Annotated in this window: 22 protein-coding genes; all 22 read right to left on the bottom strand. The window is 31.9% G+C overall.

Going from position 1 to position 22741, the window contains the following annotated elements:
• Nucleotide 1: 1 nt before the first annotated feature.
• The 22 genes from AAEU33_RS09610 to wecB (AAEU33_RS09505) all read right to left on the bottom strand — a co-directional run bounded on the left by AAEU33_RS09610 (nucleotide 2) and on the right by wecB (AAEU33_RS09505) (nucleotide 22741).
• Nucleotides 2-640, bottom strand: a complete 639-nt coding sequence (locus AAEU33_RS09610; RefSeq protein ID WP_172280013.1) for a CatB-related O-acetyltransferase — start codon at nucleotides 638-640, stop codon at nucleotides 2-4.
• Nucleotides 637-2058: a lipopolysaccharide biosynthesis protein gene (locus AAEU33_RS09605; protein WP_345992313.1), complete on the bottom strand. Its 1422-nt coding sequence runs from the start codon at nucleotides 2056-2058 to the stop codon at nucleotides 637-639. Before AAEU33_RS09605 ends, AAEU33_RS09610 begins: the two co-directional genes overlap by 4 nt.
• Nucleotides 2055-4406, bottom strand: a complete 2352-nt coding sequence (locus tag AAEU33_RS09600) for a polysaccharide biosynthesis tyrosine autokinase (protein ID WP_345992311.1) — start codon at nucleotides 4404-4406, stop codon at nucleotides 2055-2057. The genes AAEU33_RS09605 and AAEU33_RS09600 overlap by 4 nt, the downstream gene beginning before the upstream one ends.
• A 195-nt stretch (nucleotides 4407-4601) precedes the next feature.
• On the bottom strand, nucleotides 4602-5228 hold the full coding sequence (locus AAEU33_RS09595; RefSeq protein ID WP_172280016.1) for a DUF3575 domain-containing protein: 627 nt from the start codon (nucleotides 5226-5228) through the stop codon (nucleotides 4602-4604).
• Between the two features lie 29 nt (nucleotides 5229-5257).
• Nucleotides 5258-5842 (bottom strand): sugar transferase, encoded by a 585-nt coding sequence (locus tag AAEU33_RS09590; RefSeq protein ID WP_228456986.1) that lies wholly within the window; start codon nucleotides 5840-5842, stop codon nucleotides 5258-5260.
• A gap of 112 nt (nucleotides 5843-5954) precedes the next feature.
• On the bottom strand, nucleotides 5955-7094 hold the full coding sequence (locus AAEU33_RS09585) for an aminotransferase class I/II-fold pyridoxal phosphate-dependent enzyme (RefSeq protein WP_345992308.1): 1140 nt from the start codon (nucleotides 7092-7094) through the stop codon (nucleotides 5955-5957).
• Between the two features lie 97 nt (nucleotides 7095-7191).
• The gene (locus AAEU33_RS09580; RefSeq protein WP_172280018.1) at nucleotides 7192-7743 is read right to left on the bottom strand and encodes a sugar transferase; all 552 of its coding nucleotides are present in this window, start codon (nucleotides 7741-7743) and stop codon (nucleotides 7192-7194) included.
• A gap of 30 nt (nucleotides 7744-7773) precedes the next feature.
• Nucleotides 7774-8676 (bottom strand): NAD-dependent epimerase/dehydratase family protein, encoded by a 903-nt coding sequence (locus AAEU33_RS09575; RefSeq protein ID WP_345992306.1) that lies wholly within the window; start codon nucleotides 8674-8676, stop codon nucleotides 7774-7776.
• A 28-nt stretch (nucleotides 8677-8704) separates the two neighbouring features.
• Complete coding sequence (locus tag AAEU33_RS09570; RefSeq protein ID WP_345992304.1) at nucleotides 8705-9913, bottom strand: glycosyltransferase family 4 protein; 1209 nt, start codon at nucleotides 9911-9913, stop codon at nucleotides 8705-8707.
• Nucleotides 9914-9917: 4 nt separating this feature from the next.
• Nucleotides 9918-11054, bottom strand: a complete 1137-nt coding sequence (wecB, locus tag AAEU33_RS09565; protein ID WP_345992302.1) for a UDP-N-acetylglucosamine 2-epimerase (non-hydrolyzing) — start codon at nucleotides 11052-11054, stop codon at nucleotides 9918-9920.
• Nucleotides 11055-11065: 11 nt separating this feature from the next.
• Nucleotides 11066-12184 carry an NAD-dependent epimerase/dehydratase family protein gene (locus tag AAEU33_RS09560; RefSeq protein ID WP_345992300.1) on the bottom strand — a complete coding sequence of 373 codons (1119 nt, stop codon included), beginning with the start codon at nucleotides 12182-12184 and terminating at the stop codon, nucleotides 11066-11068.
• Nucleotides 12185-13033 carry a hypothetical protein gene (locus AAEU33_RS09555; protein WP_345992299.1) on the bottom strand — a complete coding sequence of 283 codons (849 nt, stop codon included), beginning with the start codon at nucleotides 13031-13033 and terminating at the stop codon, nucleotides 12185-12187. It abuts the gene before it with no gap.
• Nucleotides 13014-13439, bottom strand: coding sequence for a WxcM-like domain-containing protein (locus AAEU33_RS09550; RefSeq protein WP_345992297.1), 426 nt, complete (start codon nucleotides 13437-13439; stop codon nucleotides 13014-13016). Before AAEU33_RS09550 ends, AAEU33_RS09555 begins: the two co-directional genes overlap by 20 nt.
• A gap of 41 nt (nucleotides 13440-13480) precedes the next feature.
• On the bottom strand, nucleotides 13481-14515 hold the full coding sequence (locus AAEU33_RS09545; protein WP_345992295.1) for a polysaccharide biosynthesis protein: 1035 nt from the start codon (nucleotides 14513-14515) through the stop codon (nucleotides 13481-13483).
• The gene (locus tag AAEU33_RS09540) at nucleotides 14515-15060 is read right to left on the bottom strand and encodes a CatB-related O-acetyltransferase (protein WP_345992293.1); all 546 of its coding nucleotides are present in this window, start codon (nucleotides 15058-15060) and stop codon (nucleotides 14515-14517) included. Before AAEU33_RS09540 ends, AAEU33_RS09545 begins: the two co-directional genes overlap by 1 nt.
• Nucleotides 15041-16156 (bottom strand): glycosyltransferase, encoded by a 1116-nt coding sequence (locus tag AAEU33_RS09535; protein ID WP_345992292.1) that lies wholly within the window; start codon nucleotides 16154-16156, stop codon nucleotides 15041-15043. The genes AAEU33_RS09540 and AAEU33_RS09535 overlap by 20 nt, the downstream gene beginning before the upstream one ends.
• Entirely contained in the window at nucleotides 16146-17339 is a 1194-nt protein-coding gene (locus AAEU33_RS09530) for an O-antigen ligase family protein (RefSeq protein ID WP_345992290.1), read from the bottom strand. Before AAEU33_RS09530 ends, AAEU33_RS09535 begins: the two co-directional genes overlap by 11 nt.
• A 5-nt stretch (nucleotides 17340-17344) precedes the next feature.
• Nucleotides 17345-18481 (bottom strand): glycosyltransferase family 4 protein, encoded by a 1137-nt coding sequence (locus AAEU33_RS09525; RefSeq protein WP_345992288.1) that lies wholly within the window; start codon nucleotides 18479-18481, stop codon nucleotides 17345-17347.
• Nucleotides 18469-19614 (bottom strand): polysaccharide pyruvyl transferase family protein, encoded by a 1146-nt coding sequence (locus tag AAEU33_RS09520; RefSeq protein ID WP_345992286.1) that lies wholly within the window; start codon nucleotides 19612-19614, stop codon nucleotides 18469-18471. Before AAEU33_RS09520 ends, AAEU33_RS09525 begins: the two co-directional genes overlap by 13 nt.
• A complete protein-coding gene (locus AAEU33_RS09515) occupies nucleotides 19604-20149 on the bottom strand; it encodes an acyltransferase (protein ID WP_345992284.1) in 546 nt (181 codons plus the stop codon). Before AAEU33_RS09515 ends, AAEU33_RS09520 begins: the two co-directional genes overlap by 11 nt.
• Nucleotides 20142-21617 carry an oligosaccharide flippase family protein gene (locus AAEU33_RS09510; protein WP_345992282.1) on the bottom strand — a complete coding sequence of 492 codons (1476 nt, stop codon included), beginning with the start codon at nucleotides 21615-21617 and terminating at the stop codon, nucleotides 20142-20144. The genes AAEU33_RS09515 and AAEU33_RS09510 overlap by 8 nt, the downstream gene beginning before the upstream one ends.
• The gene (gene wecB, locus AAEU33_RS09505) at nucleotides 21614-22741 is read right to left on the bottom strand and encodes a UDP-N-acetylglucosamine 2-epimerase (non-hydrolyzing) (protein ID WP_345992762.1); all 1128 of its coding nucleotides are present in this window, start codon (nucleotides 22739-22741) and stop codon (nucleotides 21614-21616) included. Before wecB (AAEU33_RS09505) ends, AAEU33_RS09510 begins: the two co-directional genes overlap by 4 nt.

The following is a 22741-nucleotide window of genomic DNA, read 5'->3' as shown; positions in this document are numbered from 1 at the left end:
TTTATACATTTTTTAGTAATGATAGATTTTTATTTATGTCTTCACTATAAAAAATATCAATATTTTTCTTTATAAAATCGTCAGTAAGACTATTAAAGTCTAATTTCAATAGCTTTTCAATAATCTCATCATTAAATCTTTTCTTAATTATTTTTGCGGGATTTCCGCCAATCACTGAATATGGAGGAAAAGATTTTGTGACAATAGATCCGGCAGCCACCACGCAACCCTGACCTAGTTTTACTCCAGATAAAATTAAGCAATCTGTTCCTATCCAAACATCATCTTCCAGAATAATGTCACCTTTAGAAAAAGCTTCTTCTTCATTTAGAAAAAAAGATTTAAATGGATATGTCGATATAAAGTTAGAAAAATGATTTCCACCTAGAATAAATTTAACACCTTTGGCTATGGAACAAAAAGAGCCTATACATAAAAATTCATCTTTTTTCCGAGTATAACTATATACTTCTAATGGTCCATATGTATTATTACCTACCAGAACTTTTTCTAAGGGAAAAATAACAACAGGGTAAGTAAAATTATGCTTGTTAATTTTCTTCCATCGATAAGTGTAGATTCCTAATAATACAGGATCATAAAAAATTTTTAAAAAAAACTTTACAATATAAAAAATCATCTCTTTAAAAATTTGCTATAAACAATAACTAATTCCCTCCTAAATATGATATAGTAAAAAAGACCATAAAATATTAAAAAAACTGATATCGGTAGTATATTATTAAACAATAAGGAGCTACTGATTTCCATGATTTGCAAAACACCAAAAAGAATTATAAGTCCTAAGATAAGATATAAAATAATGTTCAGACTTTTAAAAAAACTTTGTCTGGTAATATTAGAGACGAAATATGACGTAATGATATATTGAATGAAAAATTGAATAAAAATACCCAGACAAATACCATTTATGCCATATGAATATAGTAATAAAAGGATAACAATACCTATTACTTTGGTTCCAACCTCGATCCAAAAAAAATTATTTGTCTTACCTAATACTTGAAAAACATTCATATTTAGAACAATAAGCGGATAAAAGATGATTGAACCAAGTAAAATCTGAAAAGGCAATACCATGTTTTCCCAATCCTTAGATAAAGAAAAAATAATAATTTGATGTGCATAAATTATGACTATACTTAGCAAAGGCATCATCACTGTAAATATTATTTTATTAAACAGTAAAGTGTTCTGGAAAAGTTTTGATTTATCTGTTTGAAGTCCCACATAGTAGGGAAACAAAACTCTCTGAATAACATTTGTAAAAATAGAAGCAGGAAATATTGTAAATTGATAACTTTTTGTGTAATATCCCAATTCTTTTGCAGGAAAGAATTTCCCTAAAAAAAGTGAATTCAAATTAATATAAATAGAATTGAAAACACCTGCATATAGTAATTTTGAACTGTATTGAAAAAGATTTTTAAATGTTTGAAATGAAAATTTCTCCTTTGGATACCATTTTAAGTTAATAATTAGAAAAACGAGTGTTAACAGATTAAACAGTATATTCTGTGTGATCAAAGACCACAATCCAAAATTACTTACTGCCATTCCAATTCCAATAATACCAGAAATAAAAATAGCAAAAAAGGAAAATTTAGCCTGTGATTTAAAATCAAGATTTATATTAAGCCTAGTTTTATAAATAACAGAAATACTACTAATAATAATAGTAAAAGAAATTATTCTTATGTACAGTGTAATGTTAGTTTTAAAAAAAGTAGCTATATATGGAGCCAATATAAAAATAAATAAATATGTAATCACTCCTATCATTATTGATGCATAAAAGGCTGTGGAAAAGTCTTTTTCATTTCTATTTTTATTAAAAATCAATGCGCTTCCCAACCCACTATCAACAAATACCTGGGATAATGATATAATTATCAATAACATCCCCATAATACCATATTCTCTTGGACTTACAAATCTAGCTAGTACAATTTCAATTAGAATCTGTACCCCTACAATAAGAAATTTATCTACTGTACTCCAAACTAACCCTTTGTAAAGTTTATTGTTAGAGATCATTTTTTAAAGTGCCACCATTTCTTCTTATCACTATGGTAGCCATAGCCATATTGGTTGGAATATCCAAGGTTATTTTTATTAATATCATTTAGAACAAAGGCAACGTTCTTAATACTTTCACTCTCAATCTGCTTATTTGCGAAATCTATAAAATCTTTTTTACTAACTTCTGATCTAACGACATAAAGAGTTGCATCTGCATGTTCTGCAATTAAAAAAGAATCTGTTACTAATAGTAGAGGTGCAGTATCTATTACAATATAATCATATTTTTCTTTAAGTTGATCTAATAGTTCACCATATCTGGAATTTTGTAAAAGATCCACAGGATTCGGCGGAATACTTCCTGAATAGATAAAGTCACAGTTTTCATTAAATCCACTTTTAAAAATAATATCTTCTACCCTACCAATATCTCCATACAAATATTCTGTTAACCCTTTTAGATTTTTAGATTCTTGATGATATCTTTGTAATTGAGGATTTCTGATATCACTTCCTATTACAATTACTTTTTTAAGTGATGAAGCCAATGCTAATGCAAAATTTACACTAATAAATGTTTTACCCTCACCCTTCACAGATGAAGTAACCATAATTACCGGAGCTTTATCATACTTTGGAAGCATAAATTTCAAATTAGTAACTAAAATTCTAAATGCTTCAGCAATAGGGGTTACATCATTAAGTTTAATAATTTCAGATTTTTTATTCGCAACATGCGGTATCTCAGATACGATTGGCCTTGAAGATATTTTTTCAATATCTTTTCTATTAGATACTTTATTATTAAAAAGAATCTTTAAATAAATAATTGAAAATGCTAGTAAAAATCCGCCTAATAAAGCAATAGCAAGAGTAATAGTTTTTCTAGGGGCCACCAACTTTTTATCTACATATGCTCTATCAATAACCCTTGCCTTTTCGGCAGTTATCGCCATAGTAATTGCGGCTTCTTCTCTTTTTTGTAAAAGCAATAAATATAAGTTTTCTTTAATTTGTTGTTGTCTTTCAATATTTCTAAAAAGCTTTTCCTGAAACGGTATCTGACTTATTTTATGTTCAGAGTTACCCATTTCAGATAAAGTATTATTTTTTGCGATTTGCAATGTTGTCTGATTTTTCCGCAATCCTTCACTCAACGCGCCCTTTAAATCATTCAACTGCTTATCAAGCTCTTTTACTACTGAGTTATTTTCAGTAGCGTTTTCCAGAAGCTTATTTCTTTTCATAACGAGCAAATTATACTCCTGTATATTTTTTGCTGCCGCTTCGTTATCTAACCCTATGTTTAAAGGTAATACTTCACTTACATTTTTGCGATCAAGAAAGTTTTGTAAAATTTTGTTTAACTCAAGCTGAGTATCAAATTCTAAAGCTTTAGCTCTGGTCTGTTCCTTAAGCTGAAGATTGATTTTTGCCTCACTGCCTAAATCTACTATATTATTATTTGATTTAAATTTTTGCTTTTCAGTTTCTACATCTCCCAACTCTTTTGAAATCAATAATATTCTTTCGTCTATAAAGTCCTTAGTCTTTTTTGATTCAGAATTTTTATCATTTATAGCATAACTATTATATTGACGAACCAGAGCATTAAGAAAATCCTGTCCTTTTTCCTTATTAGGAAATTCTACTGAAAGACCTATAACAGTTGCATCTTTGTCTAATAGACTAACTTTTAAGGCACTTCGGTAATCAATAACCATTTTATCAAAATCATTATATGAAAAATATATTCTTTCCATATCTATTTCTGACTTTGCCTTATAAAAAGGATTTTTATTAATGATCACATTTGCAAATGGAAGACTTATAGTTCTTCCGAAAGTTCCTTTTATGTCATTGTCCCAGCTCTTTGAGGACAACACTATCTGATTGCCTTTAACAATAATATCAATTGGCTTCTGAGGCTTCTCAGGATCTTGCCCATCCCCCTTTTCATTAATTACATTAAAAATATATGGGTTAGTCTGACCATATAGCTCCAGATCATAATATTTTTGTTTTGCAAAGACTGTTATTTGAAAATTATGCTGCTTGAGTACATCTTCAATAATAGTTCTAGATTTAAAAATTTCCAGTTCATTTTCGATACTATTAGTTCCCATGTTGGTCAATGCTCCCAAACTTTGTAAAACCCCGAAATCACCGGAGGCCGATGACATTTTCTTAGCATCTTTTATTAATACCGAATTTTGAATTTTATAAACTGGAGCTGTAGTTTTTATATAATAAACAGCAAAAAGAAGCATTAGCGCAATAATTACTGCAAAATACTTCCATTTATAAATATATGGAAGTATAAAATCTTTTAAATCAGTTTCCTTACTGTAATTTTTATCCATTTTTAAGGATTATATTATCAAATTGAAGATTAAGTTTTCTTATTTTAAAACGTCTGCAAATATATCTAATATTTTATAATTTATTTTTAATACTTATTAAATATATTGTAGTAGAAGTATTTTTCGGTTATATCAAATTAAAAAATGTTATTATACCATAAATAAATCAGCAATTATAATTACATATGTATCTTGCTATTTTATTTTATAAGTCAACATCAAACCACCCCGGGTAGGAATCAGTTCTCCACTTTTATTAAATTTGGTTGCTCCTTCGTACCTCTGATTATTATCTTTAAAATATCCCTTATAGAAGGATTGTGTAGTCCCTATTCCGGCATACAGATCCAAACCCCAACGATCATTAATTGTAAAATGATATCCTCCACTTATCCCAAAAATAAAAGCAATACCCTTCTGATAACGTCCCGTAACACGAAAGCTTCCATCAGGCAATACTTCAGGGTGTCCATTTTCGTCCAATACACGCTTATCATGCCAGTAATTCCATTTTTGAAGGTTAAATGCGGCCATCGAAACGTAAGTCCCGACATACCATTTTTTCATATTCTCTTTAAAATAATATCTTCCTTCAACGGTCCCCACATACATTTGTAAATGTCTTCCAGAAAAAGATTTCCATGGGGAAACGAACGCTTCGGCTTGTAATGAAATCTTATTTGTAATTGGCTTTTCAACGGCAATATTGTAGATACCTATCGGAGCAAAAAGAGTGTTTACTTTTACTTCTATTTGTGCATTCAGGACAGATGCCAAAAATAAGCTGCTTATAAAGCATAGTTTTTTAATCAGAGATTTCATTAGAATATAACATTTTTCTTATTAATATATTATGATTTGAGTACTGAAAAGGTCTTGAGAAGTATATAAAGGTCATTTTTAAAGGAAAGATGATGATAGTAATCAAGGTTCATTTTTACTTTATCCGGAAATAAAATCTCATCATTATATTGTAATGGATTTTTCTGCTGAGCAAGTATTTGTTCTTCATTCCGATATTTAATTCCTGCTTCACTGGTAAGCCCAGGTTTAAGAAGCAGAACAAAACGATTTTCTCCTTCAAGTTTATCATAATACCCGGGAATATCCGGGCGAGGTCCAACTAAAGACATATCCCCTTTTAAAATATTAATTAACTGAGGGAGTTCATCCAGTTTATATTTTCTCAGCCATAGGCCGATCCTTGATTTTCGAGATGTTTTAGGATCCAATGTTCTGAATTTGTAGACATTAAAAATTTCACCATTCAAACCTATTCGCTTCTGAACAAAGATCCCAGGGAAACCAGTATCTATAGAAGCTATAATTACTAATAAAAAAAACAGAGGTAATAAAAGAATGACAGCAAAAAAAGCTATGCTGTAGTCCATCAACATCTTCCAAATAGGGTATTTTTTCACAATCTCTGGATTCATTACAAATATATGAAATATGTCTCTAATATGAGAAAAATAAGCAAAGTGTACCGATTTATTAAAAAAATATTCACCTGGAATTTATATACAATGACTGTGACATATTTTAGAATCAGCTGTGCTTGAAAAAATCTTTTAAAACTCTAGCAATCCTTTCTTTATGCTCAATAGAAAGGTTAGATCCGGAAGGTAAACAAAGCCCCGAATTAAAGAGGTTCTCAGCTGTTTGTCTTCCATAATATGGAAAGTTTGAAAAGACAGGCTGTAAATGCAAAGGCTTCCAGAGTGGTCTTGACTCTATATTATCATTAAGAAGAGCGAAACGTAAATCCTCTCTTGTTTTTCCCGTTTTTTCAAAATTTATTGTGATTGCAGATAGCCAATGATTCGAGTAGAAATCTTCATTCGGTTCTCTAAAAACATCAACTCCTTCTATATTTTCAAATAGAGCAGTATAAAAATTATGAATACCTCTTCTTGCCTGAATCCTATCATTTAGAACTTTCATTTGTCCACGTCCTATTCCTGCAATAATATTACTCATTCTATAATTATATCCTGTACTCGAATGCTGATAATGAGGAGCATCATCTCTGGCCTGTGTGGACAAAAATATCGCTTTATTCTTATCTTCTTTAGAATGGCATATCAATGTCCCTCCACCAGATGTTGTAATAATTTTATTCCCATTAAACGATATGATACCAAATTGACCAAAGCCACCACAAGGTTTACCTTTATATCTGGATCCAAGTGATTCCGCAGCATCTTCTATCACCGGGATCTTATATTTTTCTGCAATAGATAAAATTTCATCCATTTTAGCAGGCATTCCATAAAGGTGTACGACAATAATAGCTTTGATTTTTTTTCCCTGTAAAAGCCTGTCTTTAATAGCTTCTTCCAAGGTAACGGGACACATATTCCATGTTTCCGGTTCGCTATCAATAAAAACAGGATTGGCATTGCAGTAGGTAATCGGATTGGCTGACGCAACAAAAGAGAAAGTTGAGGTCAAAACCTCATCCTCATTACCTATCCCTAGTAGCATGAGAGCCAAATGTATTGCTGAAGTAGCAGAATTCAGGGCACAAACTTCAATATTGCCTCCAAGAAAGCTCCTTAGATCATTTTCAAATTCATCAATATTATTGCCTATTGAGGTAACCCAGTTTTTCTGAAAAGCATCATCAATGAATTCTAGTTCATTTCCTGAAAGATGAGGAGGGGAAAGCCAAATTTTATCGTGCATCGTGTGTTATTGAGAAGCAAATATAACTTTTCCTACTGAATTTTGACATTCATTTTTTCACTTATGGAAATACTGGTATTTTTTTAGTAAAATAGATTTATTTTTTGATTCTGTCTCCCTGACCTTTTCCACCAACTGTGGCAAAAATATATTTTAAGTAATCCGATACCGTTAGATTTTTAAGCATTTCAGCGTCTTTTTCTGCCAATTCAACCGGTGTTGACATATCAATTTCGTTGATTTGAGCCAGACCTGTAATCCCAGGAAGGAAATTATAAACCCCTCTTTTGTCCCTCTCTTCAATCAAATCTGTCTGATTAAAAAGGTTAGGTCGAGGACCTACAAGACTCATATCTCCTTTTAAAACATTAATAAGCTGAGGAAGTTCATCCAGCTTAGACTTACGTAAAAATCCTCCGAATTTAGTTACAGAAGAGGTACTTGAAAGATGCGTTGCTACAGATTTTGTATTCACATGCATCGTTCTGAACTTCATTAATTTAAATGGTCTTTTTTGCTTCCCCACTCTTTCCTGGAAGAATATAGGAGAGCCGGTATCAAATAAACCGATAATATACAATATTACTCCTATTGGCCATAAGAATAGAATTCCAAAAAAAGAGAACAAGAAATCAAGTACGCGTATCATTATAATAAAATGTTTAAAAGTTGATTTTAATTAAATATTAAAACTTTGAATGGTCTTTGTTAATCCCTCCTGAACTGTTACAGGCAAAGATTTAATTTTCAGCTCTGTTTTTATCTTCTGATTGGAAACGACATAAGATTCCGTAAGCTTTTTTAAGCGTTCTGAATTTAGGGGTAAATGTAATTTATCCCCCAATTTAGCCATTCCTTCAATCATTGTTTTAGATATACTCCACAACTTTGCTTTTTTATTTACTGCAGAATTAATTGTCCTGATGAGATCATTTGTCGATATAGCATCATCATCTGCGAAATTATAAATCCCTGTGGATACATTTTTATTCATGAGGATCTCATTGACAAGGAAGTTGAGGTTATCAATACTTAAAAAGGACCTCTTATTCCCAAATGCAGCTAAAGGCCATGGTAATCCTTTTTTTACCACTTTATACAATAAATTCAGATTCCCCTTATTTCCGGGGCCGTGGATCATACATGGGCGAATAATATATACTTTTTTCCCTTCTGGTAAAGATTGATTAAAAATATATTCTTCAGCTTCTTTCTTGGATTTCCCGTATGGAGTATAAGGGTTTGCTTCAGCTTCTTCAGTTAAAACATGATCTACTCTATCTGCTACAGCTTTTACTGAGCTAAAGTAAAAAAACTCTTTAATTCCTGAGTTTAAGAATTTGTTAAATAATTCAATTGTCAGATCCCTGTTTATTTTATAATACTCCTGGTCATCAGAAGTGTTGGATGTATCATGTGCCTTTCCTGCGAGATGGATTATTGCATCACCATTCATAGGAAATTCATTTCTCCAATTTTCATTTCGGAGAGATAAGGAAGTAACATGATGATCCTTTGATTCTAAGAACGTTGAAAGATTTTTACCTACAAACCCAGATGCACCTGTGATCGTTATATTCATACTATATTTTTTAATCTGACAAAGGTTATTATTTTCCTTTGATGATATTTTCTAAATTGGATATACAACTGGACATTCTGAAATTATCCTCATAATACCTCCTGCTGTTTTCTCCTAATTGGGTAAGTACTTCTTTTGATAATCCGGAAGCCTTTAAAATGGTATTTGCAAGCGATTGATAATCTCCTGCAGAAACTGTAAACCCACAATCGGCCTCTTTAACATTATCTGCCCCTTCTCCATTCAGCATTGCAATAACTGGTTTGGAAGCACTCATGTAGGCCTGTAATTTCGCTGGCACTGTAAGGTTAAATATCGGATCATCTTTCAGAGTAACAAGCATCACATCAGCTTTATAAAAAAAACTGGACATCGCTTCTACAGGAAACCTACCCATTGTAAAAACCGTTTCCTGTAACTGATGTTCTTCTATAAATTCTTTTACGAAGGGCATTTTCCGGCCATCTCCTACCAGTATAAATTTAATATCCTTTTTGTCTCTGAGTTCCAAAGCTGCCTTTACAATATTGTCCAGATCCTGTGCTTCTCCGATATTTCCAGCAAACATCACTTTAAATCCATCGGGTAAGGATGGAATGGGAAAATCTTTATTCCCTTCTGATATCGTATCTTCTGCCCAGTTAGGAAAATAAATGATTTTGTCATCAAAATTTCCTTTCTGATTAATTGACTTTCTAAATCCCTGGGAAGTAATCAAAATTTTCTCTGAATTCTTATAAAATCTTTTGATAACATTTTCATAATAATTCAATATCCATTTGTTTTTTACTCCACCCGCGATGGATAAACTTTCAGGCCATAGATCCATAACCCAGAAATAAACCGGTGTCTTCCATATTTTATTCATGAGAAGAGCAGGATAATACTGTGTTATTGGAGACGGTTCGTGTACAATAATAGCATCAAACTTATTATTAAAACCCATTAAAAAGGCTTTAATCGAAGCAAAAACAGCAAAACTATAATAGTTGATAAATAGCCGTATTCCGCCTCCTTTCCCTCTGGGAAGAAGTAGTGATCTTATTACTTTTACACCGTTAACAGTTTGTTTTCTATTTTTAAAAACACCGTACCCTTCAAAGATTTTACCCTCAGGATAATTGGGAAGTCCCGTCAATACAGTAACATCGTGACCTTTCTTTTTTAGTTCAAAAGCGAGGTCATTACTTTTGAAATTTTCCGGATAAAAATACTGTGTTATTATAAGAATATTCATAAGTTTATTCTTCGCTCCAAACTACCCTCTTAATGTAATCCGTATATGAGATGATAATTCTTACTACTTTTTCAGATACATTAGGCATCGAATAATCGGCAACAGGTCTGAAATTACGTTGCTGCCCTATACTCTGTTGTTGTACCTGCACAAGCCCTTGCATAATACGCTCCGGAGATAAGCCTACCATCATTACACTGGCTTCTTCCATAGCTTCGGGCCTTTCATGAGCCTGACGTATGTTGAGAGCTCTAAAGTTAAGAATTGAAGATTCCTCTGAAATTGTTCCTGAGTCTGATAATACAGCATAAGAACGTTTTTGAAGGGCATTATAATCGTGAAAGCCAAGCGGTTTTAAAAACTGAATTTCAGGACGAACCTCTATTTTCATCTTATCAATCATATTTCTGGTTCTTGGATGAGTAGAAACAATGATAGGATACTGATAATGTTCTGCAATGGCATTTAATGAATCTATAAGTCCTCTGAAGTTTTTTTCAGAATTAATATTTTCTTCACGATGAGAAGATACTACAAAGAATTTTCCTTCTTCAAGGTTAAGCTTTTCAAGGACATCGGAAGCATTTATTTCAGGGAGATAATGATTCAGTACCTCGTACATTGGCGACCCTGTTTTAATAATTCTGTCAGCAGGTAGTCCTTCACGCAATAAATATTCTCTTGCAATATCCGAATATGTAAGATTCACATCAGCTGTGTGATCTACAATCTTACGATTGGTTTCTTCAGGTACTCTTTGATCAAAACACCTGTTCCCTGCCTCCATGTGGAAAATAGGAATGTGTCTTTTTTTTGCAGGAATTGCACACAAGCAGGAGTTCGTATCTCCAAGAACAAGGAAAGCCTCTGGTTTTAGCTCTTCCAGCAAAGGATCTATTTTAATAAGGATATTTCCTATAGTTTCTGTTGCTGTTTTGCCAGCTGCTTCCAAAAAATAATCAGGTTTCCTTAATCCCAGATCGTCAAAGAAAATCTGATTAAGTTCATAGTCATAATTCTGACCCGTATGAACGATGATATGTTCTACTGCTTCAGATGCATCCAAAGCGGATAATACTCTTGATAATCTAATAATTTCCGGTCGTGTTCCAACAACCGTCATTACTTTTAATTTTTTCATTAATTAATATTTTAAACTTCTACAAAATAGGTGTCGGCATCTTCTGGATTATATGCTTCATTAATCCAGAAAATAGTGTACAATTCTTCTTCACCAATATTCTTAATATTGTGGGTATACCATATCGGCATATCCACATATGCAGGATCCGACCCGTCCAGATAAAAATCAAGAACTTCATCAGAATCTATTTTTCTTAGCTGAATTAATGCTTTTCCTTTAATTACAGCAAAACGTTCGATTTTTCTGGTATGAAAATGATTTCCTCTTGTGATATTAGGCACTGTAGTTGAAAATGAACATTGCCCTCCGATGCCTAACCGGATGATCTCAACAAAAGCACCTCTGGGATCTGTATGTTGGGTAAACTTTACCGGGTAGTGCGTTTTATAATCAATATAAGAACGATAAGTATTAAATAAATTATGTTCAAAAGAATCCTTTAATGCAGGAATCTCACCATTCTCAAAATACAAACTTTTGAATTGATTAAGCAGCTCCAACACCTCAGATACTTTTCTGGATGCAGTAGCTTCTATAAAAAGTTCTTCGGTACTTTGTCCTGAACGGATTTCTTTAATAATACGATCAACGAGTTCCTGAACATAAACTAGTTTAACTTCACCATCGTTTGCAATAGTGGGAGTTTCTCCATGTGTTAATTGATAGCAGAATGTAGCAACAAATGAATTATAAAAAGGCTTGCCAAAAGCTCCGAAAACATTTGGAATAATCAAACCTGTTACTTTACCATCATTTTCGTTGGCCCAATTGATAATTGCTTCCCTACCCTCACGTTTTGATTTCCCATACAAATTATCTCTTTCCTCTTGCGTTGAAGATGAGATAAGGACATGCGCCCTGGAATTTGTACGCTTTAATGAACTTACTAAATTTTGAGCTAGGGCTACATTGGTTTCGTAAATCACTTGCTCACTTTCATGACGGTTCATCGCCGCCAAATGAACAATAACATCACATTTAGAAACGAAATCATCTAGCTTCTCCTGACTTTCAAAAAATTCTTTTTTAAATTCAACGCGCTCAAATTCCTCTGGAAATAATCCTAAAGTATTATATAAGTGACGACCGACAAAGCCATTCTGGCCAGTAATTCCAATTTTTTTCATTTACTTTTTTATAACGTCTTTATAATAGCTATCAAGCATTTGTTGCTGAGACTGATCTTTACTCATTTTCCTCGAATAGTCTGCTTTAAATGCTGCACTCGTTTTAGAAATATTATAATTATATTCTTCAGACTGCCACCAGATAATGGTATCAATCTGGTTACTTGCTATTCTTGAAATATAATAACTGAAAAGATCTTTTGGAACCAGCTGATTGCTATATGCTTTGCTTGATGGATGGTATCTTTGATTAACGATAGGGTAAACCGGTTTCCCTATCTTTTGTCCTATTTGTTTTGCCAACTGAATATTAGAATCAATATACTTATTTTGAACATCAGCTTTAACTTCTGTCAAGGGATAAAATATATATACAGAAGGTGCAATAAAATCAAAATTGGAAATCAGGGAAGAAAGATCTAAATTTTTGCTTTTCCAATTCTGATCAGGACTCCAGAAATTCCTTGTAGGTAGACCATAAAAAGACCATTTTACATTAGGCCTTAAATCTTTTGCTTTTTTAATAGCCTGTTCAAACTGAACTCTCGAGGCATTGGAAACATCTGACCCTTTAATTAAATTGTCATACATTACTCCTTCCCAATCGAGCACTGCCATCCCTCTTTGATCTTTGTCGGGATACATTTTTGTAATTGTTTTAATCAGCTTGGCTTCATCATACTTATTATTCGTTACAAATGTATTTTGATATACAAAATCCACTGTGGGTAAGTTATTTTCATTAATGAAAGCTGTAATTCCTTTACTGGAAGAATTCGCCATATAGATCTTTTGGGCAAAACTCAAACAGCCGATAAAAAACAAAAAACTAAAAACTAACTTTTTCATATTTTTTAAAATAATTGGGTTCAAACCTATATTCATCATTTACTTCACCTATCCCATAATCCGCCAATACCAACAACTTGCTGTTTTCTTCAAGGCTTTGAATAGCCGTTATGCAGCCTGCAGGAACATGCAGATAAGTAAGCACTTCATTTGTCAATGTAAATTTTTCAACAGGCAGGTCTTCTGATGGGGACTCGAAATCATCCAACTTAATGACGGAAATTTCAAATCTACCATTCATACATGCAAACCAACGCTGTTCAATCTTATGGCCTTGCCAGCCCCTAATAAAATCAATTGAATGGTTTTCAATTGTATATATACGCTTAATTAAGGAAGCATCGAACTCATTGTTATAAGTAATGACCCCTCTTGCATCTTCATATCTATTTCCTGTTAATATCATTAGGCTGTGTCTTCAACAAATTTAAATTACAAAAGACTTTCTTACGGATACTGCATCACATCTTCACCAAATATTTCTTTTCTTATCAGCGGAAGAGTAGATATTAGTTTCTTTAATCCTTCAACCCCTTGTTGCTCTGTATTATGCGAATGATAATCTTCAATTCTTGAAATATCCTCTTCTCCTTCAGAAAAATACTTCGCGTAGTTTAAGTCACGATTATCTGCGGGAATACGATAGAAATCTCCCATATCTTCTGCTTTAATCATCTCTTCGCGGGTGCATAATGTTTCGTATAGTTTTTCACCGTGACGTGTTCCTATAATTTTTACAGGAACTTCTTTGCCTGTCAATTCAATCAATGCCTGAGCCAGATCTCCTATACTACCCGCTGGAGCTTTGTTTACGAAAAGATCGCCAGGATTAGCATTTTCAAAAGCGAATAAAACCAAATCCACTGCATCTTCCAAAGACATAAAGAATCGGGACATATTAGGATCGGTTATTGTAATAGGCTCTCCTTTCTGGATCTGGTTCAGAAACAAAGGAATTACAGATCCCCTGGAAGCCATTACATTTCCGTAGCGTGTTAAGCAAACTGTTGTATCCTTTAAATTACGGGCCTCAGCTACTGCTACCTTTTCCATCATTGCTTTAGAAATCCCCATAGCATTGATCGGATAAGCTGCTTTATCTGTAGACAGGCAAATTACTTTTAAAACTTTGTTTGCCGAAGCAGCACGAATAACATTCTGCGTTCCCTCTACATTCGTTTTTACAGCCTGCATAGGGAAAAACTCACATGAAGGTACTTGCTTCAATGCAGCCGCATGAAAAATATAATCTACTCCTCTCGTTGCAGGCTCTACAGAATTATAATCTCTGACGTCTCCAATGTAATATTTGATCTTCTCATTTTTATACAGATTACGCATGTCATCCTGCTTTTTCTCATCACGCGAAAAAATGCGGATTTCTTTAAAATGATCGGTTTGCAAAAATCGGTTCAAAACAGCAGTGCCAAAAGATCCTGTACCTCCTGTTATTAATAAAACTTTATCTTTAATTCCTTGCATTACTTTGTATAATCGTTAATCGTTATTTTTAAATTTTCTTTTAACATTTTTTCATGTTTTACTACCTCTTCTTCATTAAATCTTTTTTTTATGAATTTAGCAGGTGATCCCCCAACAATTGAATAAGGTTCAACATCTTTTGTAACTACTGAATAAGCAGCAATAATTGCTCCATTACCAATTTTTACTCCTCTATTAATAAAAGCACCGTATCCAATCCAAACATCTTCACCAATTGTAGTTTCAAGATCTGATTCCCTGCCTGAAAAAATGATAGGTTTTTCAGGATTCTTATAATAATGGTCACCACCAACAATTTTTACTTCCGGAGCTAACATAGTATATTTGCCAATACTTACTTTGCTATAAATTGTACAATTAGGACCTATATAGGAATACTCACCAGCTTTCAAATCCCTCGCAATATTTGATTTGCCACCCATATAAAAAGTCTCATGTACGTTTTTTAAATGATACTTCTTTCTATAAATAATCATTTTTACATTTCTATAAATCTTTCTTAATTTATTTCTTATTGAAGTCATTTATAATTCTTTTTATAATTTTAATCTGATATTCTGGATTGTATTTATCACGTATTATTTCTCTACAACTTTCAGATATATTTTCTTTATTTTTTTCTGAAATTATCCAATCCTTGATCTTAGATTTCAAATCCTCTAACGAATCTTCGGTGAAAAAATCTCCCGAAACTCCAGGAATAATCGCCTCAAATTCCGGCATCTGATTCTTAAAGTTAGAATGAGTAATAACGGGAGTACCGTATACCAATGAATGCATTGCCGTTAATCCAACATTCCCCGGCGAAATACATAAGTCTGCATTCCTAATTAACTCACCAATCTCTTCTTCCTTATAGGTAGCTCCATAAAACCATACATTTGCATCTAAACCACTTTCAGCAACTAATTTACGTAGATCACTTTCTTTTTCTCCCTTTCCAATTATTACCAAATTAATAAATATGTTATCCTTTTGAAGTTCTCTTAAAACAAAAATGATTTGTTCAATTTTTTTTCTTTTTTGTAGTCTACCTATGTAAAATATTATTTTATTATTATTTTGAAAAAAATTCCTGTAAATATCTGTTGCAACTAAAGACTTATAAATTTCATTTTGCCTCTCAAAATCTAAAGAGTTATAAATAACTTCTAATTTTTCTTCATTTATCCCTTCTTTTATCATTAAGTCTTTTGCATAATTACCATATAACAAAATTTTATCAGCAAAGGCAAAATATAATTTCTTAATCATCCTTTTGGCTGTACCTTCGTTTCCATACCAACCATGTGACCATAGAATAATTTTTTTTCCTCTCAGTTTTAATAAAATAAATAATAGCCAATGGGTAACACAAAAATATTCGCCTAACAGAATGTAATTAGAATAGTTCTTAAAGGCAAGACCTAATAACCCTTTCTGCCAATACAATATTTTATAAAGCTTTACAGATTTTAAAGTTCCTTTATATCCTTTCAGTTTATTGTAATCAAAAGTCTTAATATCTTCAGAGTTATCACCAAAATAAAAATCAATGGCTAACTCCTCATCCATTTTTTTAAATATTGGCTCTCTGTAATGTTGACCAAAGTTATATATTAATACATTTTTATCTTCCATTCTTTGAACTAAATAATTTAGAATTCATCATTCCCAATGCAGCAAATAATAAAATACTATTCCATAGGGCTCCTGTAAATAAGTGTTGACAAATAGCATTAATGAAAATGATATACACAAAAATTTTATAATCAAATTCTATTTTATAAAATTCCTTCAAGGTATTCACCATCATTAAAAGAAATATAATTAAACCAATGATTCCCATTCCCATGGCTACTTCAAGTAAAATATTATGAGGATAAATCCCTGATACTTCAATTCGTCCCCCAAAAATTGGATTTGCCACAAATTCATTAATAGCAGCCTCCCACAAAGTATTTCTTCCACTTGAATCTCCTCCTTCCACAGCATTAGAGGTCCTGTTAAGTAAGTTACTTCCCGTCAGGTTTAGTATATATAGGAATACAGGTATAAAAAGTATTGTCAATATTACATACTTAAACTTTGAGCCTTTTGATGATGCTGTATAAAAAAGAATAGATAAAATCAAAGCTAAAAAAGCTCCCCTGGTAGACCCTAGTGCAAAAATCATTAAAGAAAGAACAGCATTTAATATAAAGTATACCTTATTAGCTGTTGTCTTTTTTGCGCAAAGCTTGTAATAAGGCATAAGCAAGGATAAATTTAAAGCAGCACCATAAGCCAAAGCCAAAGGGCTAATAATATCGCTATTTTCCATTCCTGATTTATACTTTAGCATACTTATTCTCCCTACCCCTGAAAATAAAGCATCTTTATAAAGGTAAATAGTACATAATGATAGCAGAAAACCAGATAATATAATTGTCTTAATTATTAACGGTAAATATTTTTTCAAATCAACATTTGAAAAGAAAATAAATGTCGTAAGACAATAAATAATAAAATATAGTATATATTCAAACCAATTCCTTGAAAGCAAAGCATGGGGTAAGTTTTCTGTAAAAAGTACTTTTAAAACATAATAAAAAAATAAAACAAAAATGAGAAAAGTATTTTTATTTGTATAAAATTTACCATTAATTCTAACCAATATGATCATCAATAAAGGAAATACTAATCTTACTGGTAATGTATAAAATCTACTTAAAGATTTATTACCAGTAAAAAGTATTAGCTCTAATCCTATATAAAATCCAGAGAATAGGAAAAAAGAATAATATTTAATGATAAAGTCTTTGACTTTTTCTCTACTTAACATCTATTCTAAAACTTTTCAATATAACTTAACCATCTGTTCTCCCATAATTCTTTAGAAAAACCATTTTCTAGCGTTCCTTTTGAATTTTCGGAAAGAATTTTTAAGTGATTCTTTTCCATTAAAATTATCTTTTCAATTACTTTAAAATATTCACTCGACTTTGGTTCTACCAGAAAACCGTTAAAGCCATCGATAACAATATTAGTCATACCTCCAACATTAGAGGCGATAGGAATTGCACCACATGCCATTCCTTCCAATAAAGAAAAAGAAGTACCTTCGCTTCCATAAGTTGGTATTAATGTAATATGGTGATTTAAGTTAAACTCATCACCTTCACCCACTTTAAACTTAGTAATTGTTACATTATCATTTCCTGCAAATTGTTTTTCAAACTTATCTTTGTATGGACCATCACCAGATAATGTAAATTTAACAAAAGGATATTTGCTTAAAACTTTCGGAATTAAATCAAGCATAATCTCGCTTCCCCTTTCAAATGAGAAACGTCTTGCAAACAATATTTTAAGTTCTTTGCTATCTTCTGCATTAATACTCTCTTTAAAAATCTTATCTGCGTAATTTGGTATCACCGACGCATTATCAGTAATACTTCTCGGTAATTGAGTTCTTATCCAATTCAAGTAATTATAGTCAACACAAATTACATTCTTATATTTTTTAAAATTTTTCCGAGCTTTATAGCACTGCAATTGTTTAAAAATAGTCCCAAAAAAATTATTTTGCCAAACAGGATTTAAAAGATTATAATACATCAAATCAAAAGTGATCCCATGTTGTATTGCAATTACATTTTTGAAATCAGTTTTAAAACCTATGGTATCAGTTCCCCAGATGATGATATCATCTTCTTTAAATCTAGAAGCAAAAAAATTAAACATTTTTTTCACCTCACTTAAAACATTTCCACTGGTTGATTCATAAGAATTAATACTTATATCACTTATAACACTATGATCTGACCGTTTTGCCAATTGATAAACTTCTACCTTATGACCCTTCTTTGCAAAAATATCATTCAGCGATTTGATATAATTCTGTATTCCTCCGATGTAGATTTCTTTTTTATCGACATCCGCAAAATTGGAATACAATATGTGTATGGTCTTTAATTGTTGCATATTTTTTTGATCAATTCTTTATACTGTTCCTGAACAATTCCTTTAAATTTAGCAGTATTAGTGATAATAACTTTTTTATGTTCTACATAATCTGCTTCCACCTTCTCTACAAGATCAGTGATCTTATCCAAATCAAAATCATTCTTCCAACAATAGGCTCCTCCCCGATAATTTTCAGCAATCATACTTAGTTTTTGCTCTACCTCAATTGTAATGAAAGGGATATGAAGCATAGAAGCAAATACAGCTCCATGGAACCGGGCTGTTATATGAAGATCAAAATCAGAAAACTGCATATAAAATTCATCGAATGTCATCTTATCAGCATCCCATTGTATAAAGCTCTCATTATTTTCGAGAAAATATTTAGTCCAGAATTTGTCTGATCTCTTGTCCAGAGAAATAAATACTACCTTGTATTTCTTTTCTCTCAGTATTTTAACGAATTGGATAAGCTTATCATAATAATCCTGTGCTCCTGTATGATTCCAGTCTCTGATAACAACCCCAATCTTTTTTAAAGAATCACTTTGATTAAGATATTTGGAGACATCCATCGAATAGCACAAATCAGGGGAATGCATAAATTCCTTTATTCCCCAATCTTCACACTTTTTAGCGGAGAAAGTATCTCTGATGCTAATAAAGCTTGCTTTTTTAAATAGATTAGCGGTTTTATTTTCTATTGTGTGGTTTACTTTACTGAAAGGCCCTACACCTACTCCCAGTAAATAAATTTTATTTGCATGATCGGCTATCTCAAATTTACTCTCAATAAACCTTTTTCTAAGCAATAAAATAAACTGATTTTTTATTTTAGAAAAAATCAATAACGGGTTTTTGATCAGGATATCTTTTATCTTTTTTTGATTATCAGTATCAAATGAATAGAACTGGGTACCTCCGCCATACACCAAATGCTCGATGTCAACAGACGAATCAAGATGATTATAATCAATTACATTAGGATTATTAAGTTGCTTATTTAAATATTTACTCTTTGTGCACAATAAATAAATATCGCTTTCTGAGATATTATTAGATAGCAGGTTTTGATACAGTGCCACAAGCAACGCATCATCTCCAAAATTGTAAAGGCCATAACCTCCTCTTATCCCTATTTTAATGTTCATATTTATTTTTAAGATATATATTATCCTCCATTTTATTTTTCAAATAATCATCTATATTGGGTCTCTCCTTAATAACTTTAGCAGGATTTCCACCCACAATAGAAAATTTGGGAATATTTTTCGTCACTACACTTCCTGCCGCAATAATAGAACCCTCCCCGATATTTATTCCTGGTAGAATAATTACGCTATCTCCAATCCATACATTCTCCTCAATTGTAACATCCTTTACAATAAGCTCTTTATCATAAGGAATTGATTTTATATCATTTATATAGTTATGATTAGCTGTATGGATAATGATATTGGGACCAATGATAGTCCCTCTTTTAATATGAATTTTCCCATAACTAGAAAGAAAGGAATTTGGCCCGATATAAACATAAGATTCAATTTTAATATTCTTGGGATGTGACACTTTAAACCCCTGTTTTATCTGACTTGTTTTATCTACATAAGGCTGAATTTCCTTAAGCCTTATTTTATATAACAATGCTTCAAGGAAATATACTATTCTAAGAATTAATTTACCCATTTTTTATATAATTTTTAAACCAGACCTTAAATATCATCAAACATATTATTAAAGAAATTACCGAAATAATTATCCGCAAGAAAATATTATCAATAAATACAAAAACTAGGTTACTTGCAATAATACATAGTACGAGTAAGAGATGTTCTTTTGATAAAAGAAGCTCTTTCTCTATAAGTTTTTTATTAATGTAAAAAGGAATAAATAAAAGTGTATTAGTTATGTATCCTATAAAAAAAGCTAATGATCTCCCTACACTTCCTTTTGATATCAATAAATAACATGAAAAAATAGTACTAACCGCCCAAACCAAATTACTAAATACACTGAACCACATAAAATTACCCGCTGCAAAATTCCTTGCAATTCCCTGTCTTTGGGCAATTACTATTGATGATAAGCCCACGTACATTACAGAATAATACATACTTTGGTTTTCGTATTTAACTCCATAAAAACTTGCAAATAGGTCAGGAAGAGAAATTATCGGAAGGAATATGATAATACCAATAATATATGAATTATTAATATTAAAAAAATTAAATTTCTTATTATTCTTTCCAAAATTCTGCATCGCCATTGGATAAAAAACTTGCCCCATTACCCCTATAAGAATTGTCCCAACTTGAGAGAAATTAAAAGCAGCATTATAGATTCCTAGCTCATAATATCCTGTAGTATTATATTTTATCAAAAATGAATTACAAATCAATACTACCGGAGCCAGCATTATGCTACTTAGGAAGGAAGGCAAACTAAAGTGGTAAAGAGTGTCAAAATGTTGCTTTAAATTTTTGAACGTAAAATATAACTGATTTTTTATAAGTTCTTTTTTTAATAAAAACGCAGAACAAATCCAAATTGAAAAATTAACTATGGCAAGAGAAACCACCACCCCTTTTATTCCGTAATAATATGCGCTTGCTATAATTAATGGAAGGGACAGAACTCCGTTGACAATATTAACAATAGAAATACTTTTGAAATTTTGCAAACCCGCAAGAGCTCCCACCTGCAAACCGTTTAAAGAAGAAAAGTAAATTGCTGCACTACAAATTAAAACCTCTATTTTTAATTTTGGATCTCCAACTATATATTCACAGATTGCATCATTAAAAAAATAAGAAAGGATAAGAATAAGAGTTGATAAACCAAAAACAAAAATTCTAGTCAATGAGAATATTTCACTCGCCTTTTTTTTATCTTCATTATTATATACTGCCAGATATTTAGTTGCCGTCACGCCAAAACTAGCTAAACTAAAAAGTGTAAACGTATTAATATAAGATTGTAACAGCCCTAATTTTCCATAATCTTGTACAGTCAATAAGCGGGCTACCAAAAAAAGTGCTAAAAATGCAAAACCTTTTGAAATAAGAGTACCTAAAAAAGACCAAAAAACACCCTTTATAATTTTTTCCTGGTTTCCGGAACCTACAATCTTGTTATATACAGATTTTATATTCATCTTAAAACAGCATTATTTAAAATGAATTCTGCAATCCTCTGACAGGCTTTACCGTCACCGTAAGGATTGTGAAGTTCACTCATCGATTGATAACGTTTTTCATCATTTAATAAGCTGTTGGCTTCAGACACAATTTTATCTTTGTCTGTACCTACTAATATTACAGTTCCTGCTTTTACAGCTTCAGGACGTTCGGTAGTATCACGCATTACTAAGACAGGTTTACCCAAACTTGGAGCTTCTTCCTGTACACCACCTGAGTCTGTAATAATCATATAAGATTGATTCATCAGCCACACGAAGGCAGGGTAAGCTAAGGGATCAATAAGTTTTATATTTTCAATTCCAGATAGAATATCATATACTGGTCCTTTTACATTGGGATTCAGGTGAACAGGATAGATAATCAATACATCAGGATTTGAAACAGCAATCTCTTTTAGAGATTCACAGATATTAATAAATCCCTGACCATGGTTCTCTCTACGATGCCCTGTTACTAGAATCAGTTTTTTGGAAGGACTTACAATAGTTTTCAGATAATCAATTTCTGTATTGGAAATACTGTTCACACGATTGGTACTATCCAATAATGCATCAATGACCGTATTCCCTGTTACTAAAATATTTTCAGTTTTTACATTTTCTGCCACCAGATTTTCTTTGGATTCCGTTGTCGGAGCAAAATGATAATCGGCTATACGACCTGCTACCTGACGATTGATTTCTTCAGGAAATGGAGATCTTTTGTGATGTGTTCTTAATCCCGCTTCCACATGACAAACTTTTGCTCCTGAATAAAAGGAAGCAATACTTGCAGCCATAGTTGTTGTGGTATCTCCATGAACATATACAAAGTCTGGTTTAAAATCCTCCAGAATAGGCTTTAGACCTGTGATTATATCTGCTGTCAGAGAATATAAATTCTGATTAGGTTTCATCAGATCCAGATCAAAATCCGGTTGGATATCAAAAAATTCCAAAACCTGATCCAGCATCTCCCTATGCTGCGCCGTAACACATACTTTAGTTTCAAAATTTTCGTATTTTGAAAATTCTTTTACCAAAGGTGCCATTTTTATCGCCTCGGGTCTTGTTCCGAAAATGATTAAATTTTTCTTTAT

This window comes from Chryseobacterium sp. Chry.R1 (assembly GCF_039645525.1).
GTDB classification, from domain to species: Bacteria; Bacteroidota; Bacteroidia; order Flavobacteriales; family Weeksellaceae; genus Chryseobacterium; species Chryseobacterium proteolyticum.
This window is presented reverse-complemented; position numbering and strand designations above follow the sequence as displayed.

Coding starts and splice junctions, on each gene's coding strand:
- AAEU33_RS09520 (WP_345992286.1), bottom strand. CDS start 19,614: ATGAACATTAAAATAGGGATAAGAGGAGGTTATGGCCTTTACAATTTT.
- AAEU33_RS09540 (WP_345992293.1), bottom strand. CDS start 15,060: ATGACTTCAATAAGAAATAAATTAAGAAAGATTTATAGAAATGTAAAA.
- AAEU33_RS09555 (WP_345992299.1), bottom strand. CDS start 13,033: ATGAAAAAGTTAGTTTTTAGTTTTTTGTTTTTTATCGGCTGTTTGAGT.
- AAEU33_RS09580 (WP_172280018.1), bottom strand. CDS start 7,743: ATGATACGCGTACTTGATTTCTTGTTCTCTTTTTTTGGAATTCTATTC.
- AAEU33_RS09535 (WP_345992292.1), bottom strand. CDS start 16,156: ATGGAAGATAAAAATGTATTAATATATAACTTTGGTCAACATTACAGA.
- AAEU33_RS09570 (WP_345992304.1), bottom strand. CDS start 9,913: ATGAATATTCTTATAATAACACAGTATTTTTATCCGGAAAATTTCAAA.
- AAEU33_RS09550 (WP_345992297.1), bottom strand. CDS start 13,439: ATGATATTAACAGGAAATAGATATGAAGATGCAAGAGGGGTCATTACT.
- AAEU33_RS09585 (WP_345992308.1), bottom strand. CDS start 7,094: ATGCACGATAAAATTTGGCTTTCCCCTCCTCATCTTTCAGGAAATGAA.
- AAEU33_RS09600 (WP_345992311.1), bottom strand. CDS start 4,406: ATGGATAAAAATTACAGTAAGGAAACTGATTTAAAAGATTTTATACTT.
- AAEU33_RS09530 (WP_345992290.1), bottom strand. CDS start 17,339: ATGTTAAGTAGAGAAAAAGTCAAAGACTTTATCATTAAATATTATTCT.
- AAEU33_RS09590 (WP_228456986.1), bottom strand. CDS start 5,842: ATGAATCCAGAGATTGTGAAAAAATACCCTATTTGGAAGATGTTGATG.
- AAEU33_RS09545 (WP_345992295.1), bottom strand. CDS start 14,515: ATGCAAGGAATTAAAGATAAAGTTTTATTAATAACAGGAGGTACAGGA.
- AAEU33_RS09575 (WP_345992306.1), bottom strand. CDS start 8,676: ATGAATATAACGATCACAGGTGCATCTGGGTTTGTAGGTAAAAATCTT.
- AAEU33_RS09595 (WP_172280016.1), bottom strand. CDS start 5,228: ATGAAATCTCTGATTAAAAAACTATGCTTTATAAGCAGCTTATTTTTG.
- AAEU33_RS09515 (WP_345992284.1), bottom strand. CDS start 20,149: ATGGGTAAATTAATTCTTAGAATAGTATATTTCCTTGAAGCATTGTTA.
- AAEU33_RS09610 (WP_172280013.1), bottom strand. CDS start 640: ATGATTTTTTATATTGTAAAGTTTTTTTTAAAAATTTTTTATGATCCT.
- wecB (WP_345992302.1), bottom strand. CDS start 11,054: ATGAAAAAATTAAAAGTAATGACGGTTGTTGGAACACGACCGGAAATT.
- AAEU33_RS09510 (WP_345992282.1), bottom strand. CDS start 21,617: ATGAATATAAAATCTGTATATAACAAGATTGTAGGTTCCGGAAACCAG.
- AAEU33_RS09525 (WP_345992288.1), bottom strand. CDS start 18,481: ATGCAACAATTAAAGACCATACACATATTGTATTCCAATTTTGCGGAT.
- AAEU33_RS09560 (WP_345992300.1), bottom strand. CDS start 12,184: ATGAAAAAAATTGGAATTACTGGCCAGAATGGCTTTGTCGGTCGTCAC.
- AAEU33_RS09605 (WP_345992313.1), bottom strand. CDS start 2,058: ATGATCTCTAACAATAAACTTTACAAAGGGTTAGTTTGGAGTACAGTA.